The organism is Corallococcus sp. AB032C (genome assembly GCF_003668935.1).
GTDB classification, from domain to species: domain Bacteria; phylum Myxococcota; class Myxococcia; order Myxococcales; family Myxococcaceae; genus Corallococcus; species Corallococcus exiguus.
In genome coordinates this window covers 16,917-28,580 of record NZ_RAWP01000028.1, presented here as the reverse complement: position 1 = coordinate 28,580, position 11,664 = coordinate 16,917, and the positions used below count along the sequence as shown (strand labels likewise).

At 70.9% G+C, this 11,664-nt stretch carries 12 protein-coding genes; 8 read left to right on the top strand and 4 right to left on the bottom strand.

What is annotated here, in order from left to right:
* Positions 1-954 carry a LysR family transcriptional regulator gene (locus tag D7X99_RS14855; RefSeq protein ID WP_121778386.1) on the bottom strand — a complete coding sequence of 318 codons (954 nt, stop codon included), beginning with the start codon at positions 952-954 and terminating at the stop codon, positions 1-3.
* Between the two features lie 110 nt (positions 955-1,064).
* Between D7X99_RS14855 and D7X99_RS14850 the strand changes: the two genes are divergently transcribed.
* The 8 genes from D7X99_RS14850 to D7X99_RS14815 all read left to right on the top strand — a co-directional run bounded on the left by D7X99_RS14850 (position 1,065) and on the right by D7X99_RS14815 (position 9,237).
* Positions 1,065-1,859 (top strand): SDR family NAD(P)-dependent oxidoreductase, encoded by a 795-nt coding sequence (locus D7X99_RS14850; protein WP_121778385.1) that lies wholly within the window; start codon positions 1,065-1,067, stop codon positions 1,857-1,859.
* A 178-nt stretch (positions 1,860-2,037) separates the two neighbouring features.
* Positions 2,038-3,123, top strand: coding sequence for a type III polyketide synthase (locus tag D7X99_RS14845; RefSeq protein WP_171805256.1), 1,086 nt, complete (start codon positions 2,038-2,040; stop codon positions 3,121-3,123).
* On the top strand, positions 3,117-3,692 hold the full coding sequence (locus tag D7X99_RS14840; RefSeq protein ID WP_121778383.1) for an isoprenylcysteine carboxyl methyltransferase family protein: 576 nt from the start codon (positions 3,117-3,119) through the stop codon (positions 3,690-3,692). Before D7X99_RS14845 ends, D7X99_RS14840 begins: the two co-directional genes overlap by 7 nt.
* Complete coding sequence (locus D7X99_RS14835; RefSeq protein ID WP_121778382.1) at positions 3,685-3,960, top strand: acyl carrier protein; 276 nt, start codon at positions 3,685-3,687, stop codon at positions 3,958-3,960. The genes D7X99_RS14840 and D7X99_RS14835 overlap by 8 nt, the downstream gene beginning before the upstream one ends.
* Entirely contained in the window at positions 3,957-5,714 is a 1,758-nt protein-coding gene (locus D7X99_RS14830; RefSeq protein ID WP_121778381.1) for a fatty acyl-AMP ligase, read from the top strand. Before D7X99_RS14835 ends, D7X99_RS14830 begins: the two co-directional genes overlap by 4 nt.
* 177 nt (positions 5,715-5,891) lie before the next feature.
* On the top strand, positions 5,892-6,989 hold the full coding sequence (locus D7X99_RS14825; protein WP_121778380.1) for an NAD(P)/FAD-dependent oxidoreductase: 1,098 nt from the start codon (positions 5,892-5,894) through the stop codon (positions 6,987-6,989).
* Positions 6,990-7,079: 90 nt separating this feature from the next.
* Entirely contained in the window at positions 7,080-7,640 is a 561-nt protein-coding gene (locus tag D7X99_RS14820) for a gamma-glutamylcyclotransferase (RefSeq protein ID WP_121778379.1), read from the top strand.
* Between the two features lie 145 nt (positions 7,641-7,785).
* Positions 7,786-9,237 (top strand): DNA/RNA non-specific endonuclease, encoded by a 1,452-nt coding sequence (locus D7X99_RS14815; RefSeq protein WP_121778378.1) that lies wholly within the window; start codon positions 7,786-7,788, stop codon positions 9,235-9,237.
* A 47-nt stretch (positions 9,238-9,284) separates the two neighbouring features.
* Here the strand turns inward: D7X99_RS14815 and D7X99_RS14810 are convergent, their stop codons facing one another.
* The 3 genes from D7X99_RS14810 to D7X99_RS14800 all read right to left on the bottom strand — a co-directional run bounded on the left by D7X99_RS14810 (position 9,285) and on the right by D7X99_RS14800 (position 11,604).
* Positions 9,285-9,968, bottom strand: coding sequence for a dihydrofolate reductase family protein (locus D7X99_RS14810; RefSeq protein WP_121778377.1), 684 nt, complete (start codon positions 9,966-9,968; stop codon positions 9,285-9,287).
* Between the two features lie 426 nt (positions 9,969-10,394).
* Positions 10,395-10,883 carry a hypothetical protein gene (locus D7X99_RS14805; protein ID WP_121778376.1) on the bottom strand — a complete coding sequence of 163 codons (489 nt, stop codon included), beginning with the start codon at positions 10,881-10,883 and terminating at the stop codon, positions 10,395-10,397.
* 13 nt (positions 10,884-10,896) lie between these two features.
* Complete coding sequence (locus D7X99_RS14800; protein WP_121778375.1) at positions 10,897-11,604, bottom strand: NIPSNAP family protein; 708 nt, start codon at positions 11,602-11,604, stop codon at positions 10,897-10,899.
* Positions 11,605-11,664: the final 60 nt, after the last annotated feature.

The window sequence follows — 11,664 nt, the reverse complement described above, 5'->3', positions numbered from 1 at the left end:
TCATACTCCGAGTGAAGAGGATTTCCGGCCCGCGCGGCGGCGTCTCGCGCCCACGGACCCCGGGGGCAGGTGGAGGTGCTCGTCCAGGAACGCGAGGAAGGCCGCGAGCCGGCGGCCCGGTTCGCGCCCGGCGGTGTGGACCGCGTGCAGGTCGATGTCCGGCAGCGTGAAGCGGTCCAGCGCGGACACCAGGTGGCCGGAGGCGAGCAGGGCCTCCACGTCCCAGGTGGACTTGAGGACGACGCCCGCGCCCGCCAGGGCCCAGTCCTTCAGCACGCCGCCGTCGTTGGCGGTCCGGTCCCCGGACACGCGCACGTGGAAGACGCGGCCGTCCTCATCGCGGAACGCCCAGCTCGTCTGCGGCGCGCCCGGACGCGCGAGCACCAGGCAGTTGTGGCGCGTCAGGTCCGCGGGCTTGCGAGGCGGCGGGTTGCGGGCCCAGTACGCGGGCGCCGCGCACACCACGCGCCGGCCGGAGACGATGCGCCGCGCCGTCAGCCGCGAATCCGCCAGCGGCCCGAAGCGCAGCGCCACGTCGATGCCCTCCTCGATGAGGTCCAGCACCCCGTCACTCAGCACCAGCTCCACGCGCACCCCCGGGTGAAGCCGGAGGAACGCGTCCACCAGCGGGGCCACCCGCGCGCGGCCGAAGTCGTTGGTGGCGGTGACGCGCAGGAGGCCGGTGAGGGGACCCTCGCGCCCGCCCACGCCCGCCTCGCTCTCCGCCAGGTCGGTCAGGATGCGCTGACAGTCCGCGCGGTAGCCCTCGCCCTCGGGTGTCAGCGACAGCCGCCGCGTGGACCGGGCGAGCAGCCGCACCCCCAGCCGTGCCTCCAGCCGCTGGAGTCCCAGCGTCACCGTGGAAGGCGCCACGCCCCGGGCGCGCGCGACGGCGGACAAGCTGCCCCGCCGGGCGATGTCGAGAAACAGCTCCATCTCGTCGAAGCGATCCATTGTTCGAAACTATCGAATGCTGGTTTGCGCGGCGTGGCCATTGTTTCGGAGGCTCGCGGACCGCATACCCAGGAGCCTTCAGTCGTACTCCTCTTTTCCCGGGACACCCCATGCGCATCGAACTCACTGGAAGGACTGCCCTCGTCACCGGCTCCACGGCCGGAATCGGCCTGGCCACGGCGAAGGGGCTGGCGGCGGCGGGCGCCACGGTCATCGTCAACGGCCGCACGCAGGCGGCGGTGGACCGGGCCATCGCGGCGGTGCGCGAGGCGGCCCCGGGCGCCACGGTGAAGGGCTTCGCGGGCGACCTGAGCACGGCGGAGGCCACCACGGCGCTCGTCGCGGCGCACCCCCACTGCGACATCCTCATCAACAACCTGGGCATCTTCGGACCGAAGGACTTCTTCGACGTGACCGATGAGGACTGGAGCCACTTCTTCGAGGCGAACGTGCTGTCCGGCGTGCGGCTGTCGCGCGCGTACCTGCCGGGGATGCAGAAGCAGGGCTGGGGCCGCGTGGTGTTCGTCTCGTCCGAGTCCGCGCTGAACATCCCCACGGAGATGATCCACTACGGCGTCACCAAGACGGCGCAGCTGTCCGTCGCGCGCGGCCTGGCCAAGCGCATGGCGGGGACGGGCGTCACGGTCAACTCCGTGCTGCCGGGGCCCACCCTCTCCGAGGGTGTCCGCACGATGTTCCGCGAGGAGCACGAGAAGTCGGGCCGGTCCTTCGAGGACCTCGCCGTGGACTTCATCCAGGCGAACCGGCCCAGCTCCATCCTCCGCCGCCCGTCCAGCGTGGAGGAGGTGGCGAACATGATTGTCTACGTCGCGTCACCCCAGGCCTCCGCCACCACCGGCGCCGCGCTGCGGGTCGACGGGGGCGTGGTGGACTCCATCGCCTGAGCGCGACGAAAAAGGGACCCTCCGGTCGCGGAGCCGGCGGTGGGGCGTCGCGTGTGCAACAGTGCGGGCAGCCGGTGGGGTTCAGGGACGGGCAGCTCTGGCGATAGTCCATCGCATCCCGCCCTGCGGCTGATTATTCCTGGGGACTCGACTCCCCGGGTGGGACCCTCAGGACTTCATGCCCAGTATGACCCGTCACGATTCCGCGCCATCCCCTTCGTTGAGCGCGGTGGGACGCGCGCTTCCACCGCACTACGCCAGCCAGGAGCAGCTCATCGCGGCGCTGCGCGACCTGTGGGCGACGAAGCACTTCAACCTGGAGCGGCTGGAGGACCTGCACCGCAACGTGCAGGTGGGCGGCCGGCACCTGGCGCTGCCGCTGGAGGAGTACCCGGCGCTCGCGACGTTCCAGCAGCGCAACGACGCGTGGATCCGCGTGGCCACGGAGCTGTCGGAGAAGGTGGCGCGCGAGGCGCTGTCGCGCGCGGGGCTCACACCGAAGGACGTGGACCACGTCTTCTTCGTCACGGTGACGGGCATCGCCACGCCCAGCGTGGACGCGCGGCTGGTCAACCGGATGGGCCTGCGCGAGGACGTGAAGCGCACGCCCATCTTCGGCCTGGGCTGCGTGGCGGGCGCGGCGGGCCTGGCGCGAGCGTCTGACTACCTGCGCGCGTTCCCGAAGCAGACGGCGCTGCTCATCGCCACGGAGCTGTGCTCGCTCACGCTCCAGCGCGAGGACCTGTCCATCCCCAACATCATCGCCTCCGGCCTCTTCGGGGACGGCGCGGCGTGCGTGGTGCTGCGGGGCGCGGAGGCCGAGGCCAAGGGCCCGCGCGTGGTGGGGTCGCGGTCGGTGTTCTACCCGGACACCGAGCGGGTGATGGGCTGGGACGTGGTGGACACGGGCTTCAAGGTGGTGCTTTCCGCGAAGGTCCCACAGCTGGTGAATGAGCACATCCGGGGCAACGTGGATGGCTTCCTGGCGGAGCACGGGCTGACCCGCAAGGACGTGAAGCACTGGGTGGCGCACACCGGCGGCCCCAAGGTGCTGGAGGGCTTCGAGTCCGCGCTGGAGCTGGAGCCCGGCGCGCTGGAGCGTTCGTGGAAGTCGCTCCGGCAGGTGGGAAACCTCTCCAGCGCGTCGGTGCTCTTCGTGCTGGGTGAGACGCTGGAAGAAGCGGACGCGGTGCCGGGCGACTGGGGCGTGGTGATGGCCATGGGTCCGGGCTTCTGCGCGGAGATGGTGCTGGTGCGATGGTGACCGGAACGCAGGCGTTGTTCGCGGGCTTCATGGTGCTGCTCGTCGCGGAGCGGCTGTTGGAGTTGGTGCTCTCCAAGCGCAACGCGGCGCGGGCCTTCGAGCGGGGCGGGGTGGAGACGGGGCAGGGGCACTACCGGTTCATGGTCGTGTTCCACACGCTGTTCCTCGTCGCGTGCGTCGCGGAGGTGTTTGGACTCCAGCGTCCCTTCTGGGGCGTGTGGAGCTGGGCGGCGCTGGCGGGCGCGGCGGTGGCGCAGGGGCTGCGGTACTGGGCCATCGGGACGCTGGGCGACCGGTGGAACTCGCGCATCATCGTGGTGCCGGGGCTGGCGCCGGTGACGGGCGGGCCGTACCGGTTCCTGCGTCATCCGAACTACGTGGCGGTGGTGTTGGAGCTGTTCTGCGTGCCGCTCATCCACGGGGCGTGGGTGACGGCGGTCGTGTTCACGGTGGGCAACGCGGCGCTGCTCTACGTGCGCATTCGCGCGGAGGAGGCGGCGCTCGGGGCGGTGTACTCCGAGGCCTTCGCCGACCGTCCCCGCTTCATTCCGGAGGTTCGCCGTGGCTGACATCATGATGGAGGCGGTGGCGGAGATCCGCCGCATCGCCCGGGAGGAGCTGGAGTTCGAGGGCGCGGTGGAGCCCGCGCACGACCTCTTGCGGGACCTGCACCTGGACAGCCTGGGGCTGACGGTGCTGGCGGTGGGCCTGGAGAACCGCTTCCGGGTGCTGCTGTCGGAGGAGGACGCGCAGGGCGTGCGGACGGTGGAGGACCTGGCGCGGCTGGTGGCGGCGCGGGTCGAGGCCGCGAAGCCGGACGTGGGAGCGCACCCGTGAAGGGGCCGCCCCTGCCGGCGCTGAAGCACGCCACGGTGAACGCGATGCTGAAGGCGACGTCGCACACGTCGCTGGGGCTGGTGTTCGTGGACGCCGCCGAGCACGAGACGTCCCTGCCGTGGGCCCAGGTCTACCGGCGGGCGAAGCGCGCGGCGGCGGGGCTGGCGCGGCTGGGCGTGCGTCCGGGAGACCGGGTGGCGTTGCTGTTGCCCACGTCGCCCGCGTTCATGGATGCGTACTTCGGCGCGCTGCTGGCGGGCGCGGTGCCGGTGCCGCTGTATCCGCCAGTGCGGCTGGGGCGGCTGGACGAGTACCACCGCTCGACGGCGCGCATGCTCCAGCTGACGGGCGCGGTGGTGGTGCTGACGGACACGCGCGTGCGGCTGCTATTGGGCCCGAGCATGGCGCTGGCTCGGCCGAAGCTGGGCTGTCACACGGTGGACGCGGTGATGCACGGCGACGAGGACCTGGAGGTGGAGGTGGGGCCCGACGCGCTGGGGCTCATCCAGTTCTCTTCTGGCTCGACGGTGGAGCCGAAGCCCGTGGCGCTGACGCACGCAGCGCTGGTGGCGCAGGTGGCGGCGCTGGAGGCGGCGATGCCGGTGGCTCCGGGCGTGACGCCGGTGGGCGTGAGCTGGTTGCCGCTGTACCACGACATGGGGCTCATCGGCTGTGTGCTCGCGGCGCTGTACTACCCGGGCAGCCTGGTGCTGATACCGCCGGAGACGTTCCTGGTGAAGCCGGCGCTGTGGCTGCGCGCGCTGTCGAGGCATCGGGGCTTCGTGTCGCCCGCGCCGAACTTCGCCTATGGATTGTGTTTGAAGCGGGTGAAGGACGCGGACCTGCAGGGAGTGGACCTGTCCGGGTGGCTGCACGCGCTCAACGGCGCGGAGCCGGTGTCCGCGGACACGCTGCGCCGCTTCGGGGAGCGGTTCGAGAAGTGGGGCTTCTCCGCGCGGGCGCTGCGGCCGGTGTATGGCTTGTCGGAGGCGTCGCTGGCGGTGACGTTCCCACCTGCGGGCCGGGGGCCGCGCGAGCTGGGCGTGGATTCGGACGTGCTGGCGCGCGAAGGGCAGGCGCGTGACGGGGCGCGCACGTTGGTGAGCGTGGGCGCGCCGGTGGCGGGCTTCGAGGTGGAGGTGCGCGGCGAGGATGGCACGGTGTTGCCGGAGCGCCAGGTGGGTCGCGTGTTCACGAAGGGGCCGTCAGTGATGCGCGGCTACTTCGAGGACGCGGAGGCGACGGCGCGGGCGATGGTGGGGGAGGGCTGGCTGGACACAGGAGACCTGGGCTTCTGCGTGGACGGGGAGCTGTACCTGACGGGCCGCGCGAAGGACCTGGTGATCATCCGGGGCGCGAACCACGCGCCGCAGGCCTTCGAGGATCCACTGCTCAAGGTGGACGGCGTGCGCACGGGCTGCGCGGTGGCGCTGGGCTTCACGCCCGAGGGCGGCGAGGACGAAGCGTTGCTCATCCTGGCCGAGCGCGCGGAGCGGGGCGCGGACGTGGCGTCGGTGGAGGCGGACATCCGAGCGGCGGTGGTGGAGGCGACGGGCGTGCAGCCACACACGGTGCGTCTGTTGGAGCCGGGGACGCTGCCGCGCACGTCCAGCGGCAAGCTGCGCAGGAGCGAGGCGCTGCGGCGCTATCTGGCCGGAGAGCTGACGGCGCCGAAGAAGGTGGGCGCGGTGGGGCTCGCGGTGGAGATGGCGAAGAGCGCTCTGGCGATGGTGCGCGCGGAGCACGACTCGTGAGCGTTGCGGTGCTCGCGTGACCGCCTCGGTGCGTGGGGTGCGGAACGCTCGGAGCGGGGCAGGGCGCGTTGAGGTGCTCCGCGTAGCTCCTGTGGTGCGCGAGGCACGGCATCCTCTGATGCCGCGCGGGACTTGTTCTGGCTTGCCACACCCTGCGACCCAACGAGGTCCAAGCACGTGAAGCAGCACGACGTGGTCGTGGTGGGCGGAGGCCCGGCCGGTCTCGCGGTGGCCATCACGGCGGCACGGCGCGGGCTGGACACGGTGGTGCTGGAGCGCGCGTCCACGCCCGTGGACAAGGCGTGCGGTGAAGGCCTGATGCCCTCCGGCCTCGCGGCGCTGGAGCGGTTGGGAGCGCTCGCGCATCTGGACCGGAGCGACAGCTCGCCCTTCGTGGGCATCCGCTACGTGCAGGAGGACGGCAGCACGGCGGAGGGAAAGCTGCCCGCGCCTGGAGGACTGGGAGTCCGCAGGCTGGCCCTGTCCCATGCGCTGGCGACCCGTGCGCGCGAGGTGGGCGTCGACCTGCGCGAGCACACGCATGTCGTGTCGCACGTGCGCACGCCGGACGGGGTGACGCTGGAGACGCCCGTGGGCCGCGTGTCCGCGCGCTTCCTGGTCGCGGCGGACGGCTTGAACTCACCGCTGCGCAAGGCCGAGGACCTGGACGTGGAGCAGGACGTGCCCCGGCGCTACGGACTGCGGCGCCACTTCCGGCGCGTGCCGTGGACACCCTACGTGGAGGTGCACTTCGCCTCCGGCGTCGAGGCGTACGTGACGCCCGCGGGAGCGGAGCGCGTGGGCATCGCGTTCCTCTGGGAGGACGGCACGGTGCCGGGCCGCGTGGGTTTCGACTCGATGCTGGAGCGCTTCCCTCGCTTGGCGGAGAAGCTCACCGGCGCGGAGCCGGACTCCCAGCCACGCGGTGCCGGACCCCTGGCCCGCGTGGCTCGCACGCGCATCGCGGATCGCTTCGCCCTCGTCGGTGATGCCGCCGGCTACGTGGACGCGCTGACAGGCGAAGGACTCACGCTCGCCTTCGCCTGCGCGGAGTCCCTGGGCGCGCTGCTCCCGGACGCACTGGCGAAGGGCGCGGGCCGCGACACGTTGCTGCCCTACGAGCACACCTTCCAGCAGGTGTTCCGAAAGTACGCCTGGACCACGCACGGCCTGTTGATGCTCGCGCGCCGCCCGCGCCTGCGGGGGCCCGTGGTGCGCCTGCTGAGCCGAGCCCCCTGGCTCTTCGAGCGCATCCTCGCCGCCGTGGTGAGCTGACCCGGAAAGCCCGGACCCCCCAGCACCCGGACACGGATCCGCACGGCCTGGCCCTTGTTCCACCGCCGCGCGCCGGGGACACTCGTCCCCATGGCACCTGGCCCCGTGGCTTCGCGTCCCTGGTTCGCGTTCTCCCTCGACCTGGCTCCGGCCGCGGCGAGCCGGCATCTGCACGGCCTGCCCCCCGTGCCCGACTTCCCCGAGGGCGAGCTCGCCGAGGCCCTGGACGTGGACGTCGTCTACGACGTGCACGTGCCCAACTGGGCCGGCCGGGTCGCACGCTTGGTGGATGCCCCCGGACACCGGCTGTCCGGGCGCCTGCGCACCGTCGCCACCGAGTCCTGGCCCGTCCTCGCCCGCCTGGAGACCGCGCTCGCCCTGGCCACCGAGGAGCGCCCGCTGAAGGTGCGCACCGCCTCCGGCACCGTGGTGGACGCCCACGCCTTCACCCCCGCCGAGCGCAACGCCTCCACGCAGGGGCCCGTCAGCGAGGCCTTCCTGATCACCCTCGCCGTCGCCGCCGAGCGCGCCCGGCTGCCTGCCGCCGTCGTCGAAAAACTCCAGGCCGAAGCCCGCATCGTCCACGCCGTCCAGCACGCCCGGCCCGACGGACACCGCCCTCCGCCCCCCTCGAAGTCCGGCATTAAGTGACAGCCGGGTCCAGCCGGACCGAAAAACGCCCTGCCTGCTGAGAAAAAGGGCGGAGTGACGCAACCGGGTGCCGCGTCACTCCGACGATGAAGAACAGGGGCCCTCCCCGATCGTCACCCCCGCCGGCCCCGAGGACGTTCACCGCATGTCGCTGCGAATCCCGACGGGAGTCTCCACCCCGCGCCCCACGCCCGCGAACGCGGCTGTCCCCACCGCCGCGCCCGCGAACACCGCGGTGCCCGCTGGGGCGGATGCTCCCGTCAGCGCGCCCGCGTCGAATGTCGTGGCGCCCACGGGGGGGAGCTGGAAGCGCTCCGCCACCAAGGAGGTGGCCATCTCCGACCTCCAGCAGAAGTTCGGCTGGACGGACGAAAGCTGGCAGGGGCGCCTGCTGCACGCGGCGGACGAGGGCGTTGACGGAAGCCGGGCCTCGAATGGCCAGGTGTCCGCGGCGGAGCTGGAGTCGTACCTCTCCGCGCCCACGGACGCGCAGTTCCTCACGTCCACGGCCATCCAGCAGCAGCGCGCGGCGCTCGACGCGAAGCTTCAGGGGGGCGCGCAGTCCGCGAAGGTGGACAGCTTCGACAGCCCCTGGCAGCAGTCCGTGGCGAAGCGCGCGGACCTCCTGGGCGGCAACGGCGACGGAGAGCTCTCCGCGGACGAGCTGACGGCCTACATCAACGCGTCCAAGGCGAACCAGGCCAAGGGCACGGGCACGGCCGCGAACACGCAGTGGGTGCCGGATCAGCAGATGGCCACCTTCCAGAGCCGCGTGGCGGAAGTGGCCGGCGAGGTGGATCCGCTCCAGGGCGTGGGCTCGAGCGGCGCGACGCCCGGCCTGAACCTGGTGAAGGAGTACTCGCGCACGCTGATGGACACGGACAAGAACGTGCCCACGTTCGTGAGCTACATGCTGTCCGCGGCGGACGTGAAGGAGACGCCCGCGGACGTCAGCCGGCTCAACAGCACCTTCGTGCGCGACCCGGAGCTGAAGCAGGGTGGCGTGGTGGACTCCGACTACAACAACACCGGTTTCGACCGGGGGCACATGAAGCCGGCCGAGGACTCGCCCACGCAGGCGGCGATGAACGAGAGCCACTACATGACCAACATCGCGCCCCAGCACGGCAACCACAACCAGCAGGTGTGGCGCACGCTGGAGCGCGGTGTGTCCGAGATGATCAAGGAGACTGGCGGCAAGGCCTACATCGTCACGGGCAACCTGTACCTGGACGACAAGGGCAAGCCGCTGCCGCCCGAGTCCCTCCAGACGACGGGCTCGAAGGCCGACCGGCAGATCGCGGTCCCCACGCACAACTTCAAGACGGTGCTCCTGGAGCTGCCCAACGGCAACCTGTCGATGTTCGCGTACATGGTGCCGAACGCGAAGGAGGGCCCGTCCAAGAAGGAGGACATCCTCCCGCTGCTCCAGCAGTCGCGCGTGCCGGTGGACCAGATTGAAGGCCTGCTGGGCCAGGACCTCTACGCGCAGCTGCCCAAGAGCGTGCAGTCCAAGCTGGAGAAGGACACGTCCGCCGCGGGCGTCTTCCAGCAGCAGAGCCTCTACGAGTCCGCCACCCTGCTGCGCGCCCCCTGAGCCTCTGTCGGGGGCCGCACACGCTGGACAGAGGGAACAGGGAAGGCTCAGCGCCGCACGCGGTACCGGAGCCACACGATGCCGGAGTCGTGGCGCTCCACGTGGGTGAGCTCCAGCGCGGCGCCCGCGCCGGTGGAACCCTGGGGCCGGTCGAAGAGGGTCGGCGTGCCGGGCAGGCCGTCGGCGGTGGGGTGCACGAGGAGGCTCACCTCGTCGATGAGGCCCGCGGCGAGCAATGAGCCGTTGATGCCGCCACCGCCCTCCAGCAGCACGGTCTTGATGCCGAAGGTGTCTCCGAGCTTCTCCAGCACGGGGGCGAAGTCGATGTCCTGCTTGCCGCCGAAGACATAGGAGACGCCGCGCTCGCGCAGGTGGGCGAGGTGCGTGTCGGGGACGGACTCCGTGAGCACGACGACGAGGTGATCATCGTCGATGGCGCCGGACTCCCAGTTCAGCTTGCCGTGGGCATCCAGGGCGATGGCATGGGACTCCGCGTCCTTGCGAGCGACGAAGTCCGTGCGGGGCAGGGGAGATGCGGGAGCGGGCTTGGACACGTCCCCTTCCACGGCGAAGTCCTCCATGGTGATGCGGCCGCACATCCAGGCGTCCGCGTCGAAGGAGTCGGCGGTGCGCTCGTATTCACCGCGCATCGACGCCGGGTCGGGCCAGTGCTTGACGACGATGCGCCCGTCGATGGACGAGATCATGTGGCAGATGACATGGGGCTTCATCGGGTGGCTCCGGAGCACGGCCCGCCTTCAGGTGGCGGGCGGCGGAGCGCGGATGGTTCCCGAGGCACCACGGTCTGTCGAACCGATTCCGCGTCGGTCCGTTCACAATCCCGCGAGCCGCTACTGCGTCGCGCCGGGAGCGTCGGAGGTCTCGGCAGTGGAGGACTCCTCCTCCGCCTTGGGCGCTTCGAGGGGCTCAGGTTCCACCTTGCCCACCCGGATGATCACCGGGCCGGATCCTGTGGGCTGGGTCGAGAGCCGGCTTCTTGTTGGAGGCGGACCAATTCCCACGTAGGAGCAGCCGACCAGGGCGAACAGCGGAACAGCGGCGATCAGTCGGCGCATGAGACGGAAACCCCCGGGACAGGATGGAACGCACGCGCATCCAAGCGGACGTCCTGGTGGGAAGTCCAGCCACGGTGGTGTTCAGCCGGTGGCCGTCGTCCGGGTGAACTCCATCACCCAGTTGGTCTCCCAGGTCTCTCCGTCGAAGGAGAAGGCCTGTTCCCACCGGGCCCGGTCGTTGCCCAGGCGGGTCCAGTGGAACACGACCTGGACCGGTCGGCCTCCTTCGGTGTCCTCGCCATAGAAACGGCCGTGGTCTCCAGTGAAGCCTCCGTGCACGGGGGGCTGGAGCACCGCGTGGCGACTGTCGATCCAGTGGATGGACCAGCGGCGCTCCCGTGCGTCGAACAGGCGCAGGGCCATGCCGGAGAAGCCCCGCTCGAAGACGGTCTCCTCGACGTTGGACAGGCCGCCCAGGTGGGGCTGGCAGCGCATCCGGGACGTGAACACGTCCCAGTCGTCGCTGCCTGTCAGCCGTTGTTTGAGCTTCCGGTTCACGCACGTCCATTCGCCCATGAGGAAGTCGAAGTCGTGCACGTCGCCCGTGGGCAAGGGAGGAAGAGGCTTCATGGAGCGGATCCTTTCAGCGCAGCTCGGAGCGCGCGGTGGGGGATAACGTCAGGTGTTCGAGCGGCGCGCTCAGCCACGGTTGGAGTGGCTCCGCCCAGCCCTTCGCCGCGGATCGGCGGCGCGCATCCGGGAACACGGTGAGCCAGGCGAAGACGTGCTCGCCCGTGCGCACGGGCAGGGCAGGGAAGGTGTTCTCCGCGGGCTCGGTCTGGAACAGGGCTTTCGGCGTGGCGCCCAGCTCCGTGAGCACCGGGCGCACGTGCTGTTCGAAGCAGGTCAGGAATGCTTCATCGGCGGGAGCCTTCAAGTAGCAGAGCGTCACCTCCACCCGGGAGTCCGGACGTGCGTCCGCGCCCGGTGGCGGTCGGGGCGTGCCTGGATGCTTGAGGCCCGTGTCTGGCCGCACCGGCCGCAGGAGGAGGACATTGTCGGAGTCCTGCATGGTCACGTTCGCGGCGTTGCGGTGCTCCTTCCACACCGGGCCGCCGTAGAACGCGCTCAGGGCCTCGCGCCGTGAGGCCATGTCGCGGAAGCCTCGAAGCCACACGAACCGGTCTGGACGGTCCTCGTCACGGAACTGACCGACGAGGTGCATGCCCGTGGCTTCCTGCGACTCGATGAAGGCCCGGTCGAAGAGCGAGATGAGGACATCCCGCTGACCGGGATGCAGCGTGTACTGGCGCAATTCGAGGACCGAGCAGCAGGGAGACGGGGACGGCATCGGGGCTTCTTGCCAGGAAACTGGTAGGGTCATGAAGACCACTTCCGACAGAATCGGCCA